The following is a 23,051-nucleotide window of genomic DNA, read 5'->3' as shown; positions in this document are numbered from 1 at the left end:
CCGGTATGAAGATCGCGATTCTCGACGACTACCAGAACGTGGCGCTCGACTTCGCCGACTGGGACTCGCTCGGCGCGGAGATCGAGGTGTTCACCGAGCACATCCCCGACCGTGACGAGCTGGTGCGCAGGCTCGCCGGGGTCGAGGCAGTGGTCGCGATGCGCGAGCGGACGCCGTTCCCGGCCGAACTGCTCGATCGGCTGCCGGAGCTGCGGCTGCTGGTCAGCACGGGGCGCCGGAACGCGGCGATCGACATCGCCGCGGCGCGGGCGCGCGGCATCGTGGTGTGCGGGACGGGGTACCTTCCGGAACCCACCGCCGAGCACACCTGGGCGTTGATCCTGGCGGCGATGCGCAACCTGCCGAGCGAGGAACGGTCGATGCGGGGCGGCGGCTGGCAGCTCGGCCTCGGTTCCGGGCTGCACGGCAGGACGCTCGGTCTGCTCGGCCTCGGGCGACTGGGATCCCGGGTGGCCGCCGTCGGCGCCGCGTTCGGGATGGACGTCATCGCGTGGAGCCAGAACCTCACCGCGGAGCACGCCGCCGAGCGGGGGGTCAGCGCGGTCGGCAGGGAGGAGCTGTTCCGGCGCAGCGATGTGCTGTCGATCCACCTCGTGCTCGGCGACCGCACCCGCGGGCTGGTCGGCCCCGCGGAACTGGCCGCGATGAAACCCACCGCCTGGCTGGTGAACACCTCCCGCGGCCCGATCGTGCGGGAGCGGGCACTGCTCGACGCCCTGCGGGAGGGCGCGATCGGCGGCGCCGCGCTGGACGTCTACGACACCGAGCCGCTGCCGGCCGAGCACCCGCTGCGCACCCTGCCCAACACCGTGCTGACCCCGCATATCGGCTACGTCACCCGCGAGGTCTACCAGGTGTTCTACGCCGACGCCGTCGAGGACATCGCCGCCTACCAGGCAGGCGCCCCCATCCGCGTGCTCGACCCGTAGCCCCCCGGTAATGCCCTGAACGTGGCTTTCGAGACGCTCAACGCCCCGAACGGAGCGTGTGAGACGTTGAACGTCCTGAAAGTGCCGTTCAGGGCAGGTCGGCCAGCACGGCGTCGGTGTACCGGGGCCAGACCTCGGCGGCCCACGGGCCGAACGTCCGGTCGGTGAGCGCGACACAGGCGGCGCCCGCGTCCGGGTCCACCCACAGGAAGGTGCCGGACTGCCCGAAGTGCCCGAACGTCCGCGGGGAGCTGTTCGCGCCGGTCCAGTGCGGGTCCTTGTGGTCCCTGAGCTCGAACCCGAGTCCCCAGTCGTTGGGCTTCTGGTGCCCGAACCCTGGCAGCACGCCGGTCAGCCCGGGGAAGGCTACGGACGTCGCGGTGCCGAGGGTGCTCGGGTCGAGGAGTGTGGGCCCCTGTAACTCGGCGGCGAAGCGCACCAGGTCGTCGAGCGTGGACACGGCCCCGGCGGCGGGGGAGCCGTCGAGCGTGGTGCTCGCCATGCCCAGCGGGTCGAGCAGCGCCTCCCGCTGGTAGCCGGCGAACGGGATTCCCGAATGCTTGGTCAGCGCGTCGGCGAGCTGCTCGAAACCCGCGTTGGAGTAGAGCCTGCGGGTCCCGGGCGGCGCCATGACCCGGTGCTCGTCGAAGCCGAGCCCGGAGGTGTGCGCCAGCAGGTGGCGGATGGTCGCACCCTCCGGGCCCGCCGGGGTGTCCAGCTCGACCACGCCCTCCTCGATGGCGATCAACGCGGTGTAGGCGGTGAGCGGCTTGGTGACCGAAGCGAGCTGGAAGCTCCGGCCGCCGTCACCGTGTGCGGCGAGCACCGTCCCGTCCGCACCGACGACGGCCGTCGCCGCGTTGTCCACCGGCCATTCCTCGATCAACCGCACGCTGTCCATGGCGTCACCCTACGAGCCCGACCCCCGGCGACGGGAGGTGGCGGTGGCCAGCCGGGTGAGCAGGTCGGCGGTGGTCGGCCAGTCCATGCAGGCGTCGGTGATGCTCTGCCCGTAGGCCAGGTCGGCCGCGTGCCCGAGGCGCAGCTCCTGCCTGCCCGGAGTGAGGAAGCTCTCCAGCATCAGGCCGGTGATCCGCTCGCCGGCACCGATCCGCTCGGCCAGTCCGCCGAGCACCTCGACCTGCCGGTGGTGGTCCTTGCCGCTGTTGCCGTGGCTGGCGTCCACCAGCACCCGCTCCGGCAGGCCCGCCGCCCGCAGCCTGGCCAGCGTGTCGGCCACGGACTCGCGGTCGTAGTTCGGTCCGGCGGCGCCGCCGCGCAGGATGACGTGGCAGTCCGGGTTGCCGGAGGTGGTCAGCAGCGCGGCCAGCCCGTCGTCGTTGATGCCGGGGAACACGTGGCCTGCGGCCGCGGCGCGGGTGGCGTCCACCGCGACGCCGACATCACCCTCGGTGGAGTTCTTGATCCCCACCGGCATGGACAGCGCGCTGCACAGCTGCCGGTGCACCTGGCTGGCCGCGGTGCGCGCGCCGATGGAACCCCAGGTGACGGTGTCGGCGATGTACTGCGGCGTGATCGGGTCCAGGAACTCGCAGCCCACCGGCAGGCCGAGCGCCAGGATGTCCAGCAGTAGCTGCCTGGCCAGCCGCAGGCCCCTGTTCACCGCGAAGCCCCCGTCCAGGTCGGGGTCGTTGATCAGGCCCTTCCAGCCGAGCGTGGTGCGCGGCTTCTCGAAGTAGACCCGCATCACCACGTGTAGCTGGTCGCGGTGCCTGCTCGCCTGCTCGGCCAGCCGCCGTGCGTAGTCCAACGCGGCGGCCGGGTCGTGCACCGAGCACGGGCCGACCACGACGAGCAGGCGGTCGTCCCGCCCGTTCAGGATGTCGATCGTGTCCGCCCGGCCCTGTGCGACGGTCTTGGCCATCGCCACGTCCATCGGATGTTCCTGGCGCAGCAATGCGGGGGACAGCAGCGGGCTGATCCCGGTGGTCCGCCGGTTGTTCAGGCCGTGTCGGGGATCGGCTGGGCTTTCGCCGGGTCCTGCGGTGAGCGGCGCTGCTTGCGAGGTCACGGGTGTGGTCCTTTCCACGGACCGCCCCGCCGTCACCCGCCGAGCCGGCCCGTCGTCGTCCGGCTCGTGGGTGGAGGTTGTCAGCGTATGGTCTCGCCGGCTGACCCACCCCGGGCCGGCCCGCTAAACCAGAAATAACGCTGCATGCCGATTACTGTAGCAGGTTCGTTGCCGGTGGCTGCACCGATCAAGTACGACTACGGCTAGGGTTGCGCCCGGGAGACGAGACGACAGTGTGACGTAGATCCAGCGTGAGCGGAGGTCTGAATCAGATGCGAGTCGGTGTACTGACCGGCGGCGGCGACTGCCCGGGGCTGAACGCGGTGATCCGCGCCGTGGTTCGCAAGGGCATCGAGGTGCACAACTGGGAGGTCGTCGGTTTCCGCAGCGGGTGGCGCGGCCCGCTCACCGGCGACGGCAAGCCGCTCGGCCTCGACGACGTGGAGGATGTGCTGACCAGGGGCGGCACCATCCTCGGTTCCTCCCGGACCAACCCCTACAAGGAGGAAGGCGGCGTCGACAGGATCAAGTCGGTGCTCGCCGACCAGGGCATCGACGCGCTGGTCGCGATCGGCGGCGAGGACACGCTGGGCGTGGCCAAGCGGCTGACCGACGACGGTGTGGGCGTGGTCGGGGTGCCCAAGACGATCGACAACGACCTCGGCGCCACGGACTACACCTTCGGCTTCGACACCGCGGTGCACATCGCCACCGAGTCGATCGACCGGCTGCGCACCACCGCCGAGTCGCACCACCGCGCGCTGGTGGTCGAGGTGATGGGCCGGCACGCCGGCTGGATCGCGCTGCACTCCGGCCTGGCCGGCGGGGCGAACGTGATCCTGGTGCCGGAGCGACCGTTCTCCGTGGACCAGGTGGTCGAGTGGGTCGAGCGCCGGTTCGAGCGGATGTACGCCCCGATCATCGTGGTGGCCGAGGGGGCCCTGCCCGAGGGCGGTGACGAGGTTCTGGCCAGCGGCGAGAAGGACTCTTTCGGGCACGTGCGGCTCGGCGGCGTCGGCACCTGGCTTGCCGACGAGATCGCCGCGCGCACCGGCAAGGAGTCCCGTGCCGTGGTGCTCGGCCACACCCAGCGCGGTGGTACCCCGACCGCGTACGACCGGGTGCTGGCGACCCGGTTCGGGCTGAACGCGGTGGACGCCGTCGCCGACGGCGACTTCGGCGTGATGGTGGCGCTGCGCGGCACCGACATCGTGCGGGTCAAGCTGTCCGAGGCTACAGCCGAGCTGAAGACGGTGCCGGCGGAGCGCTACGCCGAGGCCGAGGTGTTCTTCGGCTGACGCCCACCCGTCGCCGCCGTCCGGTACTGCCCTGAACGTGGCTTTCCGGGCGTTCAACGTCGCGAACGTGGCGTTTGGGACGTCTGACGTCTCGAACGCCACGTTCAGGGCCTTTGGGCTGGGTGGGCGTTGGTCGGCTACAGCTAGACGGTCGCCAGGCTGTCCAGCACCTCCGCGGCGCGGGCGATATCGGCGGTCAGCGGGCGGTCCGCGAGGTCAGGGTCGAGCACCTCCGCAGCCCGCTGGTACGCCGCACCGGCCGGCAGGCCGCCGAGGTCCGCCTCCCGCATCCGCAGTGCGCGCACGGCGGCGACCAGCTCGCAGGCCAGCAGCTGCCGGTAGGCCGCGCAGGCCGCGGTGGCCGCCCGCGCGGCCTGGGTGGAGAAGCTGGCGTGATCCTCCAGGCCGCGGGAGACCACGGCGGTGCCCAGGGTCACCGGCAGCGCGGCCTGCCGCAGTTCGGTGAGCGCGTCGTGCGCGACGTACTCCAGGATCATCACCCCGGAGCTGCCGGCCGGCCCGGCGGCCAGGAACGGCCGCAGCCCGGTGAACTCCGGTTCGACCAGGTCGCCGAGCCGGGCGGCGGACAGCTCGGCGACCTGGTGCACGGTGGCCCTGGCCTGGTCCAGTGCCGAGGCCACGTAGGCGGTGTGGAAGTGCGCGTGATGGTAGGCATTGCCGTGGGTCGTGGAGATCATCGGGTTCTCGGTGCCCGCGTTGATCTCCACGGCCAGCACCTCGCGCAGGTACCGCACCGAGTCCAGCGCGGGCCCCTGCACCTGGGGGAAGGCGCGCAGCCCGAACGGATCCTGGATGCGACGACCGGGTGCGGGGGTGCCTTCCATCCCCAGCATCCTGCGCATCTCCGCGGCGCAGGCGACCTGCCCCCGGTGCGGCCGGGCCTCGTGCACCGGCGTGGCGTAGGCCTCCGGGTTACCGCCGAGGGCCACATAGGACAGTGCGGCTACCGCGTGGCTGGCCTTGGTCAGCGTGTCCAACCGCAGCGCGGCCAGGGTCGCCTCGGCGAGGGTGGCGGCGTTGCTGCTCATGAACGCCAGCGCGTCGCCCGCGTGCACGGGCACCGGCGGGATCGGATGCCGTAACCAGGTGTGCTCGCCGGCGAGCGCCAGCGCGGTCTCGGCCAGCGGGGTGAGGTCACCGGTGCCGATCGCGCCGAGCCGATGTACCAGCGGCAGCGAGCCGGCGCGCAGCGCGTCGGCCAGCGCGGCGATCAGGGTGGGACTGATTCCGGAGCGCCCGGTGAGTAGCTGGTTCAGCCGGATCACCATCATCGCGGTGACCTGACCGTCCGGCATCCGGTCGCCACCGGCGCCCGCGTGGCTGCGTAGCAACCGCAGGCCGTGCTCGGTGGAGCCCTCGCCCTGCACGGTGTCGTCCTTGTTGGCGCCGACCCCGGTGGTACGGCCGTAGACCGTCCGGTGGCAACTGAGATCCTCGGCCAGTCGCCAGGCTCGCTCGGCGGTGCGCAGCGCGTACGGGGACACCTCGAGCGCCAGGGGGCCGGTGGCCGCCGCGGCCATGGCGACGTCGGCACAGCGCAGGGTATGGCCGTCCAGCCGGATGGTGATCTCGCCGGTCCGCATCCGATCACTATGGACGATGCCGCCGGGGGCCGGTAAAGGTGTGACCGGGATGGTGATCTCGCGGTACATTTCCGGCACTCGAAATCGGAGGTGAGCGATGTCACAGGTGCAGGACGATGCGACCACGGCGTTGAAGCCGGGGACGGTGAAACGCCAGTGGGTCGGTCTCGCGGTGGGGCCGGTCCTCGCGTTGCTGGTCTTCCTCGTCCTGCCGGACAGCCTGTCGACCGCGGGCAAGGCCACCGCGGCCGTGGCGGTGCTGATGGCGTCATGGTGGATGACCGAGGCGTTGCCGCTGGCCGCGACGGCGCTGCTGCCGCTGGTGCTGTTCCCGATCTTCAACGTGGCGAGCATCGACGACGCCGCCGCGCCCTACGCCAATGACGTGATCTTCCTGTTCATGGGCGGGTTCATGCTGGCGCTGGCGATGCAACGTTGGAACCTGCACAAGCGGATCGCGCTGCGCACGGTGCTGGCCGTCGGCACGAGTCCGGTCCGGCTGATCGCCGGATTCATGATCGCCACGGCCTTCATCAGCATGTGGGTCAGCAACACCGCGACCACCGTGATGATGCTGCCGATCGGCCTGTCGGTGCTGGGGCTGGTCGGTCAGCTCGGCAGCGGCAAGGGGGACACCAACTTCGCCACCGCCCTGATGCTCGGGATCGCCTACGCGGCCTCGATCGGCTCGCTGAGCACCATCATCGGTACCCCGCCGAACACCTTCATGGTCGGCTATCTCGAGGACAACTTCGGGATCGAGATCGGCTTCGGGCAGTGGATGCTCTTCGGCGTCCCGATTTCCGTGGTGCTGCTGGTGCTGGCCTGGCTGGTGCTGGCCCGGTTCGTCTTTCCGCCCGCGTCGAAGACCCTGCCCGGCGGCCGCGAGCTGATCCGCGAGCAACTGGACGAGATGGGTCCGATGAGCCGGGGTGAGTGGAACGCGCTCATCGTGTTCGTGGCCGCGGCGCTGAGCTGGATCTTCATCCCCACCTTCGCGGACATCGACGCCGTCGCGGAGGCGCTGCCCTGGCTGGATCGGATCTCCGATGCCGGGATCGCCATGGCGGTGGCCGTGGTGCTGTTCATCCTGCCGGTCGATGGGGCCAGGGGCGTGCGGACGCTGAACTGGGACACCGCCAAGCAACTGCCCTGGGGCGTGCTGCTGCTGTTCGGTGGCGGGCTGAGCCTGTCCAGCCAGTTCACCGACACCGGGCTGAGCGAGTGGATCGGTGACCAGGTGGGCGCGCTCGGCACCCTGCCGACGGTGCTGCTCGTGCTGATCACCGCGGGACTCGTGCTGCTGCTCACCGAGCTGACCAGCAACACCGCCACCGCGGCGGCGTTCATCCCGATCCTGGCCGGGGTCGCGGTGGGGCTCGGGTTCGGGCCGATGTTGCTGGTGATCCCGGCCGCGCTGGCCGCGACCTGCGCGTTCATGCTGCCGGTCGCGACCCCGCCGAACGCCATCGCCTTCGGTTCCGGGCACCTCACCATGGGCCAGATGATCAAGGGCGGGGTCTGGCTGAACGTGATCTCCCTGGTGCTGATCACGGTCGTCGTCTACGCCCTCGGCGGAGCGGTGCTGGGCATCACGCTCTGACCCGGCGGCGCCGAGGACGCCGCAATCTTGACACGGTCGTTTCCAGATACCTAATCTGCCAACGTGTGTTACTAGATGGGAGAAGGTGGGCACGTGACACAGGCAGAGCGGGTTGCGACACCGGTCGGTGATCGGGCGCCACGCCGCCCGATCGAGCCCGGCAGCCGGATGTGGGAGGAGATCGGGCTGGTCACCTTCTCGCTGACCGCGGGTACGGCATTCCTGTTGCAGACCATGGAACCGACCATCGCCGCGGTGGTGGACGAGCACTCGACGTTCCGCACCGATCCGGTCGGCCGTGCCTTGCGCAGTATCGCGTCGGTGCAGATGTGGGTGTACGGCGGCACAGAGGCGCTGAGCGAGGCCGACCGGCTGCGCGAGATGCACGCGACGTTGAACACCACCGACGCGGACGGCGCGCGGCACACCGCACTGTCCGCGGGCCCGTGGGCCTGGGTGCTGCTCACCGGCGCCTACGCGTTCCTCGAGGGTGCGCGGTACTTCGCCCGCCGCCCGCTGACCGAGCGGGAGAAGGAGGACTACTACACCGAGACGGTGCAACTTCTGCGGAACTTCTCGGTGCCGCCTCAGCACATCCCGGCCACCTACGCCGAGTTCGTTGAGTACTTCGACGAGGTGGTGCGAGACCGGTTACGGCCGAGCACCGTCGCGCGGGACTACCTCAGTGGTATCAGGAACATCGGGCCGCCGCTGGGGCTGCCGCGGACGCTCGTGCCGCTGTGGCGGATCGTGACCGCGCCGGTGGGGCGGTTGCAGCATTTCGTCACCGTGGGCACCACCCCGGAGCCCGCCCGGCGCGCGCTCGGCCTGCGCTGGACGGATGGCGACGAGCGCAGGCTGCGGCTGCTCGGCAGGCTGATCGCCTACACGGTGCCGCTGCTGCCGGAACGCCTGCGGTACTTCCCGATCGCCTACCGGGCCCGGCGGGTGGAGCACACGCGGCGGAAGCTGCGCACGGCCATCGACGCCCGCCCGATCTGAGAGTGCTGCCGGGTCAGGTCCCCGTAGTAACCGCCGAGAATCGGCGGATATGTCTGACCGTGCCGGTGGACAGCTTGGTGGCGCAGGCGATGGTGCCGATGAACTCGCCGTCGGCGTGGTGGGCGAGGATGACGCGGCGTTTGCCGGCGTCGGCGACGCGGCGCCGGCCGCACCGAACAGCCCTCGTAACCGCCGTCACCCGCGCAACACCGGTTCACCAGCTACGTGACGCCGGTGCGGTGGGCGAAGTGAGCCAGGCCGCGCAGGGTGGGCGCGGCGGGTGAGCGCAGCAGATCTCGGGTGATGGCCTGGATGGGTGGTCGGTAGCGCACTTCGTCGGGGGCGGCGTGCTCGGCGGCCAGGAGGGCGCGGTAGCACTCGGTGGGTTTGTCCCAGGCGTGGAGTGCTCGGGCGACGTTGGCCCAGTGGCGGGCTCGGCGTTCGCCAGTCGGGATGGTGTCGGGATGGACGCGGCGGGCGGTGTGGAGCGCGGTGCCGTAGTCGCCGAGGGCGCGGGCGCTGCTGACACGGTAGAGCTGGATGGCCACCCGGGCGGGATTGCCGAGGTGTTCGGCGGTGTCGGCGGCTTCGGTGAGCAGGGTGTTCATGGTATCGCGGTCACCGGCGCCGGCGGCGGTGTAGGCGGCGGTGCTGGTCAGGGCACTGTAGGAGGCGAGGTAGCCGGGGCCGCGGTGTAGTTCGGGTTGCAGTGCCGCAGCGGTGTCGAGTACGGCGCGGTTGGCCAGGCCGCGGTAGCCGGTGCGGCGCAGCGCGATGGCCCAGGACCGGCTGGCGGTGGCATGAGCGAGTTGGTCGCCGGCACGGTGCGCGGCCTGGACGGCACGATCGGCGGCGGTCCAAGAGATCAGGTCATTACTGAGCTTGACGCCGATCTCGCTGGTCAGGGTCCACAGATCGGCGAGATACCGGTTCGCGGTCCTGGCTGCGGCCACCGCGCGGGGAAGCTGGTCGGCGACCTGTTGGTAGCGCCCGGCGGCGAACAGGGTGCGCAGGTCGGAGGTCAGTCGCGCGAGTTGGGGTTCGGTGAGCGACTCGGCGTCGAGACGTGCTGGCGACAGCAGGAGCGCATGTTCGAGCGCTTGCCCCTGCGCGTGGCCGGTGCCGGGATGGCCGTGCCGGCCAGGCCGGTGGCACCGGCGAGCAGGGTGCGGCGTCGCATCCGATCAGCTTCCTCCGTGGGGGCGGCAGGATGCCGTGCAGCGTAGTCGCTGATCGCGGGTTCGGCAGGCACGCGCGTGGCGGGTCGGCCACGCCGAGCCAGGCCGGCGGGATATCCAGCGCGTGGCCAGAGCCCGCAGGACCCCGACGCTGCGCGGCCCGCGCTGGCCGCGTTCGAGCCGGGACAGGTGGGAGCCGGTGGTGTGGCAGCGGACGGCGAGCTGGGCGAGCGTGAGGTGGCGGGTGTGCCGGACGGCGCGCACGATGGCTCCGGGCTGGCCGGTACGCAGCGCGGCGCGCACCCCGGGATCACGTACGGCGTCGTGGGTCATCGGCGTCCCCTTTACCGCCTGGCTCCAGGCAACCAACCAGCCTATTCAGCACTGTCGGCCCGGACCAGGGATTCGTGTCAACTCGACAAAGCCGCTGGTCAACCTGGCACAACCGCGGCAGCGTGCCACCGCTTGGTGGTGCTCTGGGTGCGTGTCGGGCGGCGATGGCCCGGCCAGTCGGGAAAGGGGACATGACGATGACGAGCACCCTCGACGCGCCGTCCACCGAGACGGTGGCCTTGCGCGACCCACAGGACTACCTGACCCCCGAGGTGTGGAACAAGGAAGTCGCTCTGTTGATGCGGGACCACCCGTTCGACCAGAGTATGGCCGAACGGCTGCTTGGGCAGGCCGTGGCCTACCTGCTCACCGCGATGGAGCCGCGCGGCCAGCACCGCGAGCTGGGACCGGGGGAGCTGGTGGACATCGCCGTGCACACGCTCATCCTGGACACGAAGCCCTACGCCGAGTTCTGCCGGCGATACAACCAGGGCGAGTACCTGCACCACGTGCCCGAAGTCGAGCGCAAGGTCGACGGCACCGTGGCGCGGACCGCCGAGGTGGTCGCCGAGCGCGGATTCGCGGTGGACTGGCCGCTGTGGGAAGCGGACTTCACGAAGTGCTCGCCGTGCCACCCGGGCACGGACAGCCACTAATCATCTGACCGGCGGGGCCAGCGCGGCTGTAGCGTGCTGGCCCGCCAGCGTGCCAGCACACCAACCTGGGCCAGGTCGACGGGCCATGATCGACCGGCGGGAGTACGTTGCCCGTCCATGCCTTCCATCACCGACCCGGCCGGCTACTGGGATCGCTACGGCCGCGGCGTCGCCGACGAAACCCCCGAGGACGCACTGAAGAACGCCTTCGGCTGGTGCCAATACGAAGGTCACGGGCCCGGGGACGAGTTGCTCGGCGACCCGCTCACCACGCTGGAACTCGGCCACGGCCGCGGCAACGCCGTCGCGGCACTGGCCACCATGGGCATCACCGCCACCGGTGTAGACCTCTCCCCGGTTCAGGTCGAGGCCGCCCACGCTCGCTGGGGCGAGCTGGCCAACGCGCACTTCGAGCGGGGCGACGTGCTCGACTTCCTCATCACCACCAACCGGCGGTGGGACGCGATCTACTCGATCTGGGGAGCCGTGTGGTTCACCGACCCCAACGTCCTGCTCCCGGCCGTGCTGGACCGGCTTGCCCCCGGCGGCCGACTGGTGTTCTCCCACGCCCCCCACATCCCCGACACCACCACCGGCGCCATCGGCATGTGGGCCGCCGGCTACACCGGCGCACAGGTTGCGATGGCCCGCTGGAGCTACCACCCCGACCAGTGGACCGAACTCCTGACCAGACACGGCTACACCGAGGTCCACGCACGGGTCCTGCCCGCACCGGACCCGGCCAACGTGGGCACACTCCTGGTCGAAAGCAGACGTCGGAGGTAACGCGCAGGCCGCCGGTTTCAGGTGCCGTCAAATGACCCTGCACAACGAACTCACCCGCGACGGCCTGGCCGCCACCTGGGCGCGGGGCGCTTTCCGTGACGCGGCTGACCTGCTCGACACCACCATCGACGGAACCACGATGCTCGCCGACGCGATCGGGCGCTTCGAAGCCGGGATGCGCCAGCGCGGCGGCGAGTCCTCACCTCGGCCATGAAAACCGTCCGCTGGATTCTGCGGAGCCTACCCCGCCGTATCCGCTCGATCGTCGCGAGTACCAGGGGGACCCTGCCAGGCGCCGGCGCAGGCGAGGAAGAGCTCGGTGCAGCGGTCGACCACGGCTTCACGGCCCTGTTCACCGGGCCCCTGGATCAGGGCGCCCAGTGCCTCGCTGAACCCGCCGACCAGGAAGCGGGCGGTGATCGCGGTGGTTCCCGCCTCGGCGGGTCGGTAGGCGGGATCGCCATCGGCCTGCTCGGCGACCAGCCGCGCGATCGTGCCCGCGGCCTCCTGCCGCCGGGGCGCGAGCACCGGGCTGGCCATCGACTCGATCAGCAGCACCCGGCCCTTGCGCGGATCCCCGGTCAGCAACCCGGCCACCGCGCCGAGCCCCGCGTGCACCCGCGCACGGAGGGTCGTCCCCGCCTCGGCGATCGCGGCCAGGCCGGTGTCGATCATCTCCCGCACGACCTGGTCGAACACGGCGATCGCCAGCTCGTCGATGTTGCTGAAGCTCTCGTAGAAGTAGCGCGGCGCGAGCTGCGCCCGGTCCACCACCCCGCGCACCGTCAGGCCCGGCATGCCCGCCGTGCCGAGCAGGTCCAACCCGGCCCGCAGCAGCTCCGCCCGCCGCCGCGCCTTGCGGGCATCGGCGGACATCCCGCCGTACTCGCGCTGGTTGGTCGTGGTCACACGCGTCATCGTGACACATGCGGCGCCCTTCGAGCCGGAGCTACCGCCTGGTCCACTCCGGGGCGAGCATCGAGAACAGCACCGAATCCCGCCACGCGCCGTTGGTGAACACGTGATCGCGCAGGACGCCCTCTCTGGTGAAGCCGAGTCGTGGTCGGCGACCGGGTGTTCGCGGTCGCGATCTGGACGGAGTTCGAGCGGGCGCACGACTCCTGGCGGCGCCTCGGGCGGCCCGGCTGGGACCGGTTCGGCCTGACGGTGAGCGAGGGCGGGCGGCACCGGGTGTGGCTGGACCGGCCGGACGGCGTGTTCGCGGTGTCCTACCCGCGCACTATCGTGCCCTGGTGAGCTTCGACGGTTTCGGTGAGTACGCGATCGACTTCTACGACGGGCTCGTCGCGGACAACTCCAAGACCTACTGGAACGCCAACGTGCGGACCTACCGCGACGACGTGCGCGCGCCGATGGAGGCGTTGCTGGCGGAGTTGGAACCGGAGTTCGGCGACGGCTTCGGCAAGGGCAAGGTGTTCCGCCCGCACCGCGATGTGCGCTTCAGCAAGGACAAGCGTCCCTACAAGACCCACTGCGGCGGGGTGATCGAGCAGGGCAGGGGAGGTGGCGCCTACTACGTCGAGGTGGGCCCGGCCGGGCTACGGGTCGGCGGTGGCTGCTTCCACCTGGCCACCGACCAGCTGGCCGCCTTCCGGCGCGCGGTGGACACGGAGCTGCACGGGGAGAGCCTGGCCGGCATTCTCGACCGGCTCCGCGCGGCCGGGTGGACGATCGCGGGCGAGGCACTGCGGACCAAGCCACGCGGGTTCGCCGCCGACCATCCCCGGATCGAGCTGCTGCGGCACAAGTCGCTGTATGCGGTGCACACCTGGGAGCCGGACGACGCCTTGCACGAGCGCGGCTGTCTCGACCGGGTGCGCGCGGCCTGGCGGCAGGTGCGGCCGTTCAACGAGTGGGCGCGGGACCACGTCGGGGTGAGCGAGCTCCCGAGACGCTGACCCCGGCGCTCGATGCGGACATCGGATGCATTGCGAGAACATCCGGTTACGAGTTGTCAACGCGGGTGGATCGATTTCGGGATCGGTACAGACTGGATGGCGCAGAGGGTTTAGGCTCTATAGGCGTGAGCCGACGAGCGAAGATCGTATGCACCCTGGGCCCGGCGACCGCCACGGCGGAGAAGGTACGAGCCCTCGTCGACGCCGGCATGGACGTCGCGCGGATGAACTTCAGCCACGGCAGTCACCGGGACCACAAGCAGGTCTACGACATGGTCCGCAACGCGGCGGCCGAAACGGGCAAGGCGGTCGGCATCCTCGCCGACCTGCAGGGTCCGAAGATCCGGCTCGGTACCTTCGCGGGCGGGCCGGTGGAGTGGCGGACCGGCGACGTCGTGCGGATCACCGTCGAGGACGTGGACGGCACGCACGACCGGGTCTCCACCACCTACAAGGGCCTCGCCGAGGACGCCAAGCCCGGCGACCGGTTGCTGGTCGACGACGGCAAGGTCGCCATGGTGGTCCAGGATGTCGAGGGGCCGGACGTGGTCTGCGAGGTCACCGAGGGCGGCCAGGTCAGCAACAACAAGGGCGTCTCGCTGCCGGGCATGGACGTGTCGGTGCCCGCGCTGTCCGAGAAGGACATCGAGGACCTGGAGTTCGCGCTCGGGCTCGGCGTCGACTTCGTGGCCATGTCGTTCGTGCGCTCGCCGGCCGACATCGACCAGGCACACCAGGTCATGGACCGGCTCGGCAGGAAGCGGCTGCCGATCATCGCCAAGCTGGAGAAGCCCGAGGCGGTGCACAACCTCGAGGCGATCGTGCTCGCCTTCGACGGGGTGATGGTCGCCCGCGGCGACCTCGGCGTCGAGCTGCCGCTGGAACAGGTGCCGCTGGTGCAGAAGCGGGCGATCCAGATCGCGCGGGAGAACGCGAAGCCGGTCATCGTGGCCACCCAGATGCTCGACTCGATGATCAACAACTCCCGGCCGACCCGCGCCGAGACCTCGGACGTCGCCAACGCCGTGCTGGACGGCGCCGACGCGGTGATGCTCTCCGGCGAGACCAGTGTCGGGCGGTACCCGATCGAGACGGTGGAGACGATGAGCCGGATCGTCGAGGCCGTGGAGCGCGACTCGCCCGCGGTGCCGCCGCTGAGCCATGTGCCGCGGACCAAGCGCGGGGTCATCTCCTACGCCGCCAGGGACATCGGGGAGCGGCTGAACGCGAAGGCGCTGGTGGCGTTCACCCAGTCCGGGGACACCGTGCGGCGCCTCGCCCGGCTGCACACCCGCCTGCCGTTGCTGGCCTTCACCCCGGAGGAGAGCGTGCGCAGCCAGCTCGCGCTCACCTGGGGCACCGCGACCAGGATCGTGCCCGCGGTGGACTCAACCGACCAGATGGTCCGCCAGGTCGACCACGCGATGCTGGAGATGGGGCGGCATCAGGAGGGCGACCTGGTGGTGATCGTCGCGGGCTCCCCGCCGGGGACGGTCGGCTCCACCAACCTGATCCGGGTGCACCGGCTCGGTGAAGAGGATCACGCCTGAACAGCCGGTAAGCAGCCGCGCCGCGTAAGGTCTGGCAGCGTGACCGAACTCGCGAGGGACGCCGCCTCGGCGCTGGACACCGCCCATGAGGCCGGTGGGCAGCCGGTGCTCGACCGGCTCATCGGCCTGCTGGATCTGGAGAAGATCGAGGAGAACATCTTCCGCGGGGTGAGTCCCGCGCACTCCCCGGTCCGGGTCTTCGGTGGCCAGGTCGCCGGCCAGGCGCTGGTCGCGGCCGGGCGCACCGTGCCGGAGGAGCGGAAGGTCCACTCGCTGCATGCCTACTTCATCCGTGGTGGCGACCCGAGCGTGCCGATCGTCTACGAGGTGGATCGGATCCGGGACGGGCGCTCGTTCACCACCCGCCGGGTGGTCGCGATCCAGCACGGCAAGGCGATCTTCTCGCTGTCCGCCTCCTTCCAGCGGGAGGAACCCGGGGTCGAGCACGCCGAGGCCATGCCGGAGGTGCCCGGGCCGGAGTCGCTGCCGACCCTGGCCGAGCGGGCCGCCGGCTACGCCGACCGGCTCGGGATCCACGCCCAGCCCCGCCCGATCGACCTGCGCTACGTCAACGACCCACCGTGGGTGACCAGGGAGAGCGGGGAGCGCGAGGCCCGCAACCGGGTGTGGATGCGGGCCGACGGCCGGTTGCCCGACCAGCAACTGCTGCACGTCTGCGTGCTGACCTACGCCTCGGACATGACCCTGCTGGACTCCGTGCTCGCCCGGCACGGGGTCTACTGGGATCTGGACAGGGTGCTGGGTGCCAGCCTGGATCACGCGCTGTGGTTCCACCGGCCGTTCCGGGCGGACGAGTGGTTCCTGTACGACTGTGCCTCGCCGAGCGCCTCCGGTGCCCGTGGCCTGGCCACCGGCAGGTTCTTCACCGCCGACGGCACCCTGATCGCCACCGTGGTGCAGGAAGGGCTGTTGCGGGTGCTGGACTGACGGGGTAGCCGAGCCGTTGGTGAGTCGCTACTATCCGTGGCCTTCCATCGAATATCCGGGGGTTGCCGATGTCCCGTCCGTGGCGTTCCGGTTGGCGGTTCGTGCTGCCGGCCGCCCTGCTCTGCGCGCTGGTGATCGTCCCGGTCGGGGCCCCCACCGCCGAATCGGACAACCCGCTCGGCAGGGACCTGTCCGCGATCCTCGCCGACCCGGCCTTCGCCGGGGCCGATGTCGGCCTGATCGTGCGCCGGGCGGACAGCGGCGAGGTGCTCTTCGACCGGCGGAGCCGGCAGCGGCGCCAGCCCGCGTCCACCGGCAAGCTGCTCACCACCACCGCGGCGCTGGAACGACTCGGGCCGGGGCACCGTTTCCGCACCACCGTCGCCTCGACGGCCCGCCGGTCCGGCCCGGTGCTGTCCGGCGATCTGTACCTGCGTGGCGGGGGCGACCCGACCATGCTGGCCGCCGACTACCAGGCGCTGGCCGCCGAGATCGCGGACAGCGGGGTGCGGGTGGTGCGGGGTCGGCTGGTGGCCGACGACAGCTTCTTCGACGACGTGCGGCTCGGCACCGGCTGGGCATGGGACGACGAGCCGTACTACTACAACGCGCAGACCTCCGCGCTGACCATCGCCCCGGACACCGACTACGACGCGGGCTCGATCGTCGTGCGGGTCACCCCGGGCCGCCGGGGCGCGCCTGCCGAGGTCGAGCTGGAGCCGGCGAACGACTATGTCGAGGTGGTCAACAGCGCCACCACCTCCGCGCCGGGGCAGCCGGCCCGGATCGGCGTACGGCGGGCTCACGGTGACAACATCATCACCGTGAGCGGCTCCATCCCGGAGGGTGGCGCGCCGGTGCGGGCCTACCGCGCGGTGTGGGAACCGACCGGCCTGGCCGCCGCGGTCTTCCGCGATGCGCTGGCCCGGCACGGTGTCCGGGTGCTGGGGGAGACCGCCGGCGGCGTGACACCCACCGGGGCGCGCGTGCTGGCCGAGCACCGGTCCATGGCGGTCGGTGAGCTGCTCACCCCGTTCCTGAAGCTGTCCAACAACATGCACGCCGAGACACTGGTGAAAGCCATGGGTAAGGCGGAAAGCGACCGTGGCACCTGGCCCGCCGGCGTCGAGGCTGTCGGGAGCTCCTTGCCGTCCATGGGTGTCGATCCGAACGAGCTGTTCATCGTGGACGGTTCAGGATTGTCCAGAATGGATCAGGTCGCGCCGGCCCAGCTCGCGTCGCTGTTGCTGGCCGCGCGCGAGGAGCCGTGGTTCGACCGCTTCCACGCGGCCCTCCCGGTCGCCGGCGTGTCCGACCGGATGGTCGGCGGGACCCTGCGGAACCGGATGCGCGGCACCGCGGCCGAGGGCAACGTGCATGCCAAGACCGGCTCGTACACCGGAGTCAGTGCCCTGGCCGGTTACGTGGCCGCCGCGGACGGGAGCGAGCTGGTGTTCGCGATGGTCAGCAACCAGACGCTGGACAACGTGCGGCCGCTGGAGGACGCCGTGGCCGTGCGGCTAGCCCAGTACGAGGGCGCGAACGGGTCCAGGAAGCCGGCGCACATCCCGGCGCCCCGTTCGGCCGTCGAGCCCGCCGCGCGACACGACCTCGAGTGCAGCTGGCTGAAGGCCTGCTGACCGGAGGGGCCGGGATCGATCGGGGGACAACCCCGGTCCCTCCGGTCGGGGACGCGACGCCCGCTCACCCCGCGTAGTTCAGGTGCGGTTTGCGACGTCGTTGATGGCTGGTGACGGTCGGGATCACCGCGGTCGGCTCGTCCAACCCCTCGAGCCGCAGCTGCACCGCCAGGTAGGCACGGCACGGGGTGCGGTTGCGCCGCCAGAACAGCAACCGGGAGCCCCGGGGGCGACAGATCGGGCAACGTCCCCGCGCGTCCGGCTCGTGCAGCGCGAGCACGGAGCGTAGCGTCTCGACCAGGAGCGGTACCTGCCGCTTGCCGAGCTCGGCCGCCCGTTCCTCGCTCGCGTCGCCCACCGATCGGACGAGGTCGTCCAACCTGCGCTGCACCGAAGCCTGCAAGGGGCCGACGATGGTGTCGCGGTCGAGCACGCCGCCTCCACAGCTTGGTGATCCCTGGACGCCGGACCGGCGCCTCACCTCCACTTTACATTCGCACTCTGCAATTTGCAGCCCGGCGAACGGGGTGCCCGAACCGGCCAGTAGATCACCACACATGTGAACGACTGGTTAGATATGGCGTGAGGTGTTGTACCGGAGCCGACGCGGAGGTCCACTATGGCGCGGGGCCAGGGTCCCACCGTCCGGCGGCGCAGGCTGGCGACCGAGCTGCGCAGGCTGCGCGAGGCGGCGGACATGACGATCGACGAGGTCGGGGAGAAGCTCGAGTGCTCGGCCTCCAAGATCAGCCGGATCGAGACCGGGCACGTCGGGGTGACCCCGCGCGACGTCCGGGACATGCTCGAGCTGTACGGCGTCTCCGGTGACGACCGGGAGGCGCTGGTCCAGCTCGCCAGGGAGGCACGTAAGCAGGGCTGGTGGCATGCCTACAAGGAGGTGTTCAACGGCACCTTCGTCGGTCTCGAGGCGGACGCCAGCTCGTTGCAGACGTTCCAGGCGTTGCTGGTGCCCGGGCTGTTGCAGACCGAACAGTACGCCCGCGAGGTGATCAGGGCGATGCGGCCGGACACGGGGGAGTCCGATATCCAGCGCAGGGTCGCGGCCAGGATGGCCCGGCAGGATCTGCTCACCGACTCGAACCCCCCGGAGTACTGGGCCGTGATCGACGAGGCGGTGCTGCACAGGGCTGTCGGTAGCCGCGAGGTGATGGCCCGGCAGCTGCACCGGTTGGTGGAGGTGGCCAGGATGCCGCACGTCACCCTGCAGGTGCTGCCGTTCGCGGCGGGCGCGCACGCCGGGATGGAGGGTCCGTTCGTGATACTGGGATATCCCGAGCACGCCGATCCGGACGTGGTCTATCTGGAGAGCACAGGAAGCGGGTTCTTTCTCGAGCTGCCCCCCGAGGTACGTCATTATTCTCTGATGTTCGATCATCTTCGTGCCGCGGCGCTGAAGCCGGACGACTCGACCGACGTCATCGTCGCGGCTGGTGAGCGTTTCGGATAGCACATCAAGGAGCGAGAGGTTATGCCTGATTATTTCGGGGTGCAGTGGAAAAAGAGCAGCTACACGGGGGATAACGACTGTGTCGAGGTCGCGATGACCGTCGACAGCGTTGGTATCCGCGATTCGAAAGCTCCCGCGGCGGGCGCGTTGCGCGTGTCCCGCGAGGGCTGGCGCGGCCTGCTCGCCACGGTGACCAGCGACGCCGGCCGGAAGTGACCGGCGGAGGTCGAACCGCACATTCTGGAGAAACCGGTCCGGCATCCGTCCGCACGTATTCCCTGCGTTGCCGAACACCGGTCGCCGGCCGACCCCTTACCCCCACTCGAGCCCGTACGGGCGGGGTAAGGGGCCGGCACCTACCCGACCATGCGTGATCTCCCGATGCCGGGGCCGTCCCCTCAGGACGAATCTGATCCTCGTCGCAGCGTGAACAGGATCGGAACGAGGGATCATGCAACAGGACTGGATCTTCCAGGCAGTACAGGCCGAGGTGGCCTACCGGACAGAGGAGCTGCGTAAGGCCGCCGGTGGCGGCTGGGCGAGGCGGGCGCGGCGCCGGATGCGCCCCGCCCAGGGTGCCCTCGCGCGGCCGGTGCGGGTGCCCCGTCCGCGCGGCGGCGAGCACGAGGAGATCGGCCCGCGGGCGCGGGCGCGGTGAGCTTGGTGCGCGCCGTCCCGGCCCCAGTTGACAGCGGGCCCGAGAACCGCTGGGTCCTGCGGTGGTGAGTGGGGGAACGCGCGTGGCGGAGCCCACAAGCGGGAAGGCGGGGCGTATGACACCCCTTGGGTCAACCCGCGGCCGTCACGGTGACCACAGGGCGCGCGCTCGGCCGGAGGCCCCGCTGTCGGGGCGGCGGGGCGCGTGCCCTGGTGGCTGTGCGCTGGGTCGTGCGGGGCGCTCCGTCGACACGATCGCGGACGCGCGCGGAGCCGCGGAGGAGCGAGCATGACCTGCGGAGGTGACGGTCGTGACCGGAGTTCAAGCCTCGCCGAGCCGATGTGTCGCGCGTTCCGGACAAGTATTGAGCGGAAACTGTCGGACCGGTAGGCCACAATGCACAGCGTGCCCCGACTCGGCTCCGGAATACCGCTCGTGGCCCGCACCGGCGAGATGCGGCAGCTGCGCGCCGCTTTCGCGCGCTCCCGGCGCGGCGAGGCGGCCGCCGTGCTGCTCGCCGGTGACGCCGGCGTCGGCAAGACGCGGGTGCTGACCGAGCTCGGCTCGTACGCCGCGGGCCAGGGTGCGCTCGTACTGACCGGGCGTTGCCTCGACGTCCGCGAGGGCGGGTTGCCGTACCTGCCGTTCGCCGAGGCACTCACCCCGCTGGCCGGCGCCACCGAGCGGGCGGTGGCCGACGCGGTGCGTGCCCGCCCGGCACTCGGGAGGCTGCTGCCGCAGGTCGACGGTCTGCCGCCGGGTGCGCAGGCGGCCACCGACCACCAGCCGGTGTCCGCGGCCGACCAGGAGAACCTGCGCCGGGTGCGTACCGAGCAGGACCTCGGCCAGCTCCAGCTCTTCGACGCCGTGCTCGGCGTGCTGACCGAGATCGCCGAGCACAAGCCGGTGGTGTTGCTGCTGGAGGACCTGCACTGGGCGGACGGCTCCAGCCGCAACCTGCTGTCCTTCCTGCTGTCCCGGCTGCGCACGCAGAAACTGCTGGTGCTGGCCAGCTACCGGGGGGACGAGGTGCACCGCAGGCACCCGCTGCGGGCGGTGCTGGCCGAGCTGGTCCGGCTGGCCGGGGTGCAGCGGATCGACCTGCCGCCACTGGCCGAGGAGGACGCGCGTGCCCTGGTCGAGGCGCTGGTCGAGGGCCCGGCCGACCCGGAGCTGGTGGCCACCGTGGTGCGTCGCTCCGAGGGCAACCCCTTCTTCGCCGAGGAACTGCTGGCCTCCGGGTCCTCCCACGACGACCTGCCGTCCGGGCTGGCCGAGGTGCTGCTCGCCCGGCTCGAGCGGCTGTCCCAGGACACCCGGCGGGTGCTGCGGGTGGCCTCGGCGGCCAACGGTTCGGTCTCCCACGCCGTACTCACCGAGGTGGCCGGGCTCGGCGAGCTGGAGCTGGACGAGGCCGTGCGCGAGGCCGTGCAGCACCACGTGCTGGTCGTGGACAACGGGTTCTACGCCTTCCGGCACGCACTACAACGCGAGGCGGTGTACGGGGACCTGCTGCCGGGGGAGCGCTCGCGGATGCACGGGGTGTACGCGGCGCGGTTACTCGCCCAACCGGAGGGCGGCAGAAGGGGCAGGGACGCCCGGCTCGCCTACCACAGCCTGCAGTGCAACGACCTGCCCACCGCGCTGGCCGCCTCGAAGCGTGCCGCGGACGAGGCCGAGGAACTCGGCGCGCCCGGCGCGGCGTTGCGGCATACCGAGCAGGCGTTGCGGATCTGGGACGCCGTTCCGGCCGAGCAGCGACCCGCCGGGGTGGACGAGCTGCAACTGCTGCACCACGCCTCCTACTTCGCCGGCACCTCGGGCGAGCCGGAGCGGGCGATCGCCTACGCGCGTTCGGCGGTGCAGGCGATCGACGACAGCACCGGTGTGGATCGGGCGGTCCGGAGCTGGCGCAGGCTGGCCGAGGCGCTGACGTCCCTCGAGAGCACCTTCGACGAGTCCCCGGACGCGATCGGCAGGGCTTGGGACCTGCTCACCGACGCCGAGTCGGATGCGACACGGGCCTGGGTGCTGGCCACCAGGGCGCAGATCATGCGCGGGTTGGATCGCGCGGAGGACGCGCTGTGGAGCGCGCGGACGGCGGTGGTGCACGCGCGCACCGCGGGCGCGGCCGGCGCGGAGGCCTCCGCGTTGGTGACCATCGGCACGCTTGCCGATGCCGCGGGCAACGCGGCCGAGGCTCGGGAGCGGCTGCGCGAGGCGCAGCGCAAGGCCAGGGAGGCCGGTGCGTTGAACGTCGAGCTGCGCGCGCTCTACTTCCTCGCACTGAGTCACCACGACCAGGCCGAGATCGGCCCGGCCGTGGAGCTGTACCGGCGTGGTATCGAGCGGGCCGAGGAATCCGGACTGACCTGGAGCTTCTTCGGCCTCGAGCTGCGGGCCCGGCACCTGTTGCTGCGCTACGTCAGCGGCGACTGGCCGAGCGAGGACGTCACCGGCCGGTCCCGGCGAGGCGTCTCGCATGTGGTGACGGCGCGGCTGGCCGCGGTATGGGCGCATATCGTCGTCGCCAGGGGGCGGTTCGCCGAGGCGGAGCGCCTGCTGGAGGAGTTGCACCCGAGCTGGCGCTCGGATATCGACATCCCGCTCGCCGGCGGTGCCGCCGCGATCGAGCTGGCCTACTGGCAGGGCGACCACGCCGGGGCGATTCGGCACGCCCAGGAATCCATCGGTTGGCTGGAGGAGTTCGAGAGCTACCAGCTCGGTGGGCTCCGGCTGGCCGCGCTGGGCACCTCCGCCGCGGCCGCGCTGGCGGCGAGCGCCCGGCTGCGAGGCGAGGAGGAGGCCGCGGCCACGGCCGTCGCCGAGGGCGAGGCCATGGTCGAGCACGCGCGGATGTGCGCCGAGCACGGGCGGCCCCGGTCCGGCACCCTCGGCCATGAGGGCCGTGCCTGGCTGGCCAGGGTGGAGGCGGCGGCGTCCGGGCTGCGCGGCCCCGCCGATGCCACCCGCTGGGCCGAGGCAGTGCGTGCCTTCGACTACGGCGCGGTGTACGAGCAGGCGATCGCACGCAGGCACCACGCCGAGGCGTTGCTGGCCACCGGTGACGAACCGGATGTCGAGGCGGCGGCGGGGGAGTTGTGCGAGGCGCATGCCGTGGCCGAGAAGCTGGGCGCGCAGCCGCTGCGGGACGCCGTGCGCGAGGTGGCCGCCAGGGCGCGGATCGAGCTGCCCGGCGCGGCGCCCGCGCGGGATGCGCTCAGCCCGCTGACCGAGCGTGAGCAGGCGGTCCTGCAGCAGGTGGCGCTCGGCCGCACCAACCGGCAGGTCGGGGCGGAGCTGTACATCAGCGAGAAGACGGTCAGCGTGCACCTCTCTCGCGCGATGGCGAAGCTGGGGGCGAGCAGGCGCGCGGAGGCGGTGGCGATCGCCTACGACCGTGGCCTGCTCACCAGGGCGTGATTC

At 71.2% G+C, this 23,051-nt stretch carries 24 protein-coding genes and 1 pseudogene; 16 read left to right on the top strand and 9 right to left on the bottom strand.

Annotated features, from left to right (window positions below):
• Positions 1-5 precede the first annotated feature (5 nt).
• Positions 6-950: a D-2-hydroxyacid dehydrogenase family protein gene (locus tag FB471_RS04385; RefSeq protein ID WP_141996056.1), complete on the top strand. Its 945-nt coding sequence runs from the start codon at positions 6-8 to the stop codon at positions 948-950.
• 88 nt (positions 951-1,038) lie between these two features.
• Here the strand turns inward: FB471_RS04385 and FB471_RS04380 are convergent, their stop codons facing one another.
• Both FB471_RS04380 and FB471_RS04375 read right to left on the bottom strand, forming a co-directional pair.
• Positions 1,039-1,851: a serine hydrolase domain-containing protein gene (locus tag FB471_RS04380; protein ID WP_141996055.1), complete on the bottom strand. Its 813-nt coding sequence runs from the start codon at positions 1,849-1,851 to the stop codon at positions 1,039-1,041.
• A gap of 9 nt (positions 1,852-1,860) precedes the next feature.
• Positions 1,861-2,982 (bottom strand): 3-deoxy-7-phosphoheptulonate synthase, encoded by a 1,122-nt coding sequence (locus FB471_RS04375; protein ID WP_170220700.1) that lies wholly within the window; start codon positions 2,980-2,982, stop codon positions 1,861-1,863.
• A 272-nt stretch (positions 2,983-3,254) separates the two neighbouring features.
• Here FB471_RS04375 and FB471_RS04370 point away from each other — a divergent pair, with 272 nt between their 5' ends.
• Positions 3,255-4,280 (top strand): 6-phosphofructokinase, encoded by a 1,026-nt coding sequence (locus tag FB471_RS04370; protein WP_141996054.1) that lies wholly within the window; start codon positions 3,255-3,257, stop codon positions 4,278-4,280.
• A gap of 143 nt (positions 4,281-4,423) precedes the next feature.
• Here FB471_RS04370 and FB471_RS04365 read toward each other — a convergent pair whose 3' ends face one another.
• Complete coding sequence (locus tag FB471_RS04365; protein WP_141996053.1) at positions 4,424-5,884, bottom strand: aromatic amino acid ammonia-lyase; 1,461 nt, start codon at positions 5,882-5,884, stop codon at positions 4,424-4,426.
• Between the two features lie 97 nt (positions 5,885-5,981).
• Here FB471_RS04365 and FB471_RS04360 point away from each other — a divergent pair, with 97 nt between their 5' ends.
• Together FB471_RS04360 and FB471_RS04355 are read left to right on the top strand one after the other, a co-directional pair.
• Positions 5,982-7,487 (top strand): SLC13 family permease, encoded by a 1,506-nt coding sequence (locus tag FB471_RS04360; protein WP_141996052.1) that lies wholly within the window; start codon positions 5,982-5,984, stop codon positions 7,485-7,487.
• A 93-nt stretch (positions 7,488-7,580) separates the two neighbouring features.
• Positions 7,581-8,489, top strand: a complete 909-nt coding sequence (locus tag FB471_RS04355; protein ID WP_211357943.1) for an oxygenase MpaB family protein — start codon at positions 7,581-7,583, stop codon at positions 8,487-8,489.
• A 221-nt stretch (positions 8,490-8,710) separates the two neighbouring features.
• On the opposite strand, the gene FB471_RS04350 is transcribed toward FB471_RS04355, so the two are convergent.
• The 3 genes from FB471_RS04350 to FB471_RS04345 form a co-directional block, all read right to left on the bottom strand.
• Positions 8,711-9,442, bottom strand: coding sequence for a hypothetical protein (locus FB471_RS04350; RefSeq protein WP_141996050.1), 732 nt, complete (start codon positions 9,440-9,442; stop codon positions 8,711-8,713).
• A 68-nt stretch (positions 9,443-9,510) separates the two neighbouring features.
• Positions 9,511-9,669, bottom strand: a complete 159-nt coding sequence (locus FB471_RS33975; protein WP_170220699.1) for a hypothetical protein — start codon at positions 9,667-9,669, stop codon at positions 9,511-9,513.
• 4 nt (positions 9,670-9,673) lie between these two features.
• Positions 9,674-10,000: a helix-turn-helix domain-containing protein gene (locus FB471_RS04345; protein ID WP_141996049.1), complete on the bottom strand. Its 327-nt coding sequence runs from the start codon at positions 9,998-10,000 to the stop codon at positions 9,674-9,676.
• Positions 10,001-10,197: 197 nt separating this feature from the next.
• Here FB471_RS04345 and FB471_RS04340 point away from each other — a divergent pair, with 197 nt between their 5' ends.
• The 3 genes from FB471_RS04340 to FB471_RS04330 all read left to right on the top strand — a co-directional run bounded on the left by FB471_RS04340 (position 10,198) and on the right by FB471_RS04330 (position 11,656).
• Positions 10,198-10,656, top strand: coding sequence for a glycine-rich domain-containing protein (locus FB471_RS04340; protein ID WP_141996048.1), 459 nt, complete (start codon positions 10,198-10,200; stop codon positions 10,654-10,656).
• Positions 10,657-10,773: 117 nt separating this feature from the next.
• The gene (locus FB471_RS04335) at positions 10,774-11,442 is read left to right on the top strand and encodes a class I SAM-dependent methyltransferase (RefSeq protein WP_141996047.1); all 669 of its coding nucleotides are present in this window, start codon (positions 10,774-10,776) and stop codon (positions 11,440-11,442) included.
• 31 nt (positions 11,443-11,473) lie between these two features.
• A complete protein-coding gene (locus FB471_RS04330) occupies positions 11,474-11,656 on the top strand; it encodes a hypothetical protein (protein ID WP_141996046.1) in 183 nt (60 codons plus the stop codon).
• 26 nt (positions 11,657-11,682) lie between these two features.
• Here the strand turns inward: FB471_RS04330 and FB471_RS04325 are convergent, their stop codons facing one another.
• Complete coding sequence (locus FB471_RS04325) at positions 11,683-12,351, bottom strand: TetR/AcrR family transcriptional regulator (protein WP_170220698.1); 669 nt, start codon at positions 12,349-12,351, stop codon at positions 11,683-11,685.
• Positions 12,352-12,391: 40 nt separating this feature from the next.
• Positions 12,392-12,502, bottom strand: a pseudogene (locus tag FB471_RS34845) (GNAT family N-acetyltransferase); the annotation flags it as partial.
• Between FB471_RS34845 and FB471_RS04315 the strand changes: the two are divergent.
• The 5 genes from FB471_RS04315 (at position 12,502) to dacB (ending at position 17,499) form a co-directional block, all read left to right on the top strand.
• Positions 12,502-12,699 carry a hypothetical protein gene (locus FB471_RS04315; RefSeq protein ID WP_141996044.1) on the top strand — a complete coding sequence of 66 codons (198 nt, stop codon included), beginning with the start codon at positions 12,502-12,504 and terminating at the stop codon, positions 12,697-12,699. The pseudogene FB471_RS34845 and the gene FB471_RS04315 overlap by 1 nt on opposite strands.
• A complete protein-coding gene (locus tag FB471_RS04310; protein WP_141996043.1) occupies positions 12,696-13,361 on the top strand; it encodes a DUF2461 domain-containing protein in 666 nt (221 codons plus the stop codon). Before FB471_RS04315 ends, FB471_RS04310 begins: the two co-directional genes overlap by 4 nt.
• Positions 13,362-13,486: 125 nt before the next feature.
• Complete coding sequence (gene pyk / locus FB471_RS04305) at positions 13,487-14,911, top strand: pyruvate kinase (protein WP_141996042.1); 1,425 nt, start codon at positions 13,487-13,489, stop codon at positions 14,909-14,911.
• Between the two features lie 39 nt (positions 14,912-14,950).
• Positions 14,951-15,859: an acyl-CoA thioesterase II gene (tesB, locus tag FB471_RS04300; protein ID WP_141996041.1), complete on the top strand. Its 909-nt coding sequence runs from the start codon at positions 14,951-14,953 to the stop codon at positions 15,857-15,859.
• Between the two features lie 68 nt (positions 15,860-15,927).
• Positions 15,928-17,499: a D-alanyl-D-alanine carboxypeptidase/D-alanyl-D-alanine endopeptidase gene (dacB, locus tag FB471_RS04295; protein WP_141996040.1), complete on the top strand. Its 1,572-nt coding sequence runs from the start codon at positions 15,928-15,930 to the stop codon at positions 17,497-17,499.
• A gap of 64 nt (positions 17,500-17,563) precedes the next feature.
• On the opposite strand, the gene FB471_RS04290 is transcribed toward dacB, so the two are convergent.
• Complete coding sequence (locus FB471_RS04290) at positions 17,564-17,932, bottom strand: hypothetical protein (protein WP_211357942.1); 369 nt, start codon at positions 17,930-17,932, stop codon at positions 17,564-17,566.
• A gap of 186 nt (positions 17,933-18,118) precedes the next feature.
• Here FB471_RS04290 and FB471_RS04285 point away from each other — a divergent pair, with 186 nt between their 5' ends.
• The 4 genes from FB471_RS04285 to FB471_RS04270 all read left to right on the top strand — a co-directional run bounded on the left by FB471_RS04285 (position 18,119) and on the right by FB471_RS04270 (position 23,048).
• Positions 18,119-18,967, top strand: a complete 849-nt coding sequence (locus FB471_RS04285; protein ID WP_141996039.1) for a helix-turn-helix domain-containing protein — start codon at positions 18,119-18,121, stop codon at positions 18,965-18,967.
• 21 nt (positions 18,968-18,988) lie between these two features.
• Positions 18,989-19,183, top strand: a complete 195-nt coding sequence (locus FB471_RS04280) for a DUF397 domain-containing protein (RefSeq protein WP_141996038.1) — start codon at positions 18,989-18,991, stop codon at positions 19,181-19,183.
• Between the two features lie 235 nt (positions 19,184-19,418).
• Positions 19,419-19,625, top strand: a complete 207-nt coding sequence (locus FB471_RS04275) for a hypothetical protein (RefSeq protein WP_141996037.1) — start codon at positions 19,419-19,421, stop codon at positions 19,623-19,625.
• 396 nt (positions 19,626-20,021) lie between these two features.
• Positions 20,022-23,048 carry a helix-turn-helix transcriptional regulator gene (locus FB471_RS04270; RefSeq protein WP_141996036.1) on the top strand — a complete coding sequence of 1,009 codons (3,027 nt, stop codon included), beginning with the start codon at positions 20,022-20,024 and terminating at the stop codon, positions 23,046-23,048.
• Positions 23,049-23,051 lie beyond the last annotated feature (3 nt).

Origin of the sequence: Amycolatopsis cihanbeyliensis, assembly GCF_006715045.1 — a bacterium.
GTDB lineage: Bacteria > Actinomycetota > Actinomycetes > Mycobacteriales > Pseudonocardiaceae > Amycolatopsis > Amycolatopsis cihanbeyliensis.
Note: the sequence above shows the minus strand (reverse complement) of the source record. Positions and strands in the feature narration are given on the sequence as shown.

What these genes read in the sequence shown, in the direction of transcription:
- FB471_RS04285 (WP_141996039.1), top strand. Translation starts at nt 18,119, where the DNA reads ATGGCGCGGGGCCAGGGTCCCACCGTCCGGCGGCGCAGGCTGGCGACC.
- FB471_RS04280 (WP_141996038.1), top strand. Translation starts at nt 18,989, where the DNA reads ATGCCTGATTATTTCGGGGTGCAGTGGAAAAAGAGCAGCTACACGGGG.
- FB471_RS04335 (WP_141996047.1), top strand. Translation starts at nt 10,774, where the DNA reads ATGCCTTCCATCACCGACCCGGCCGGCTACTGGGATCGCTACGGCCGC.
- FB471_RS04270 (WP_141996036.1), top strand. Translation starts at nt 20,022, where the DNA reads ATGCACAGCGTGCCCCGACTCGGCTCCGGAATACCGCTCGTGGCCCGC.
- FB471_RS04330 (WP_141996046.1), top strand. Translation starts at nt 11,474, where the DNA reads ATGACCCTGCACAACGAACTCACCCGCGACGGCCTGGCCGCCACCTGG.
- dacB (WP_141996040.1), top strand. Translation starts at nt 15,928, where the DNA reads ATGTCCCGTCCGTGGCGTTCCGGTTGGCGGTTCGTGCTGCCGGCCGCC.
- FB471_RS04340 (WP_141996048.1), top strand. Translation starts at nt 10,198, where the DNA reads ATGACGAGCACCCTCGACGCGCCGTCCACCGAGACGGTGGCCTTGCGC.
- FB471_RS04380 (WP_141996055.1), bottom strand. Translation starts at nt 1,851, where the DNA reads ATGGACAGCGTGCGGTTGATCGAGGAATGGCCGGTGGACAACGCGGCG.
- FB471_RS04370 (WP_141996054.1), top strand. Translation starts at nt 3,255, where the DNA reads ATGCGAGTCGGTGTACTGACCGGCGGCGGCGACTGCCCGGGGCTGAAC.
- FB471_RS04275 (WP_141996037.1), top strand. Translation starts at nt 19,419, where the DNA reads ATGCAACAGGACTGGATCTTCCAGGCAGTACAGGCCGAGGTGGCCTAC.
- FB471_RS04345 (WP_141996049.1), bottom strand. Translation starts at nt 10,000, where the DNA reads ATGACCCACGACGCCGTACGTGATCCCGGGGTGCGCGCCGCGCTGCGT.
- FB471_RS04360 (WP_141996052.1), top strand. Translation starts at nt 5,982, where the DNA reads ATGTCACAGGTGCAGGACGATGCGACCACGGCGTTGAAGCCGGGGACG.
- FB471_RS04365 (WP_141996053.1), bottom strand. Translation starts at nt 5,884, where the DNA reads ATGCGGACCGGCGAGATCACCATCCGGCTGGACGGCCATACCCTGCGC.
- FB471_RS04385 (WP_141996056.1), top strand. Translation starts at nt 6, where the DNA reads ATGAAGATCGCGATTCTCGACGACTACCAGAACGTGGCGCTCGACTTC.
- FB471_RS33975 (WP_170220699.1), bottom strand. Translation starts at nt 9,669, where the DNA reads ATGCGACGCCGCACCCTGCTCGCCGGTGCCACCGGCCTGGCCGGCACG.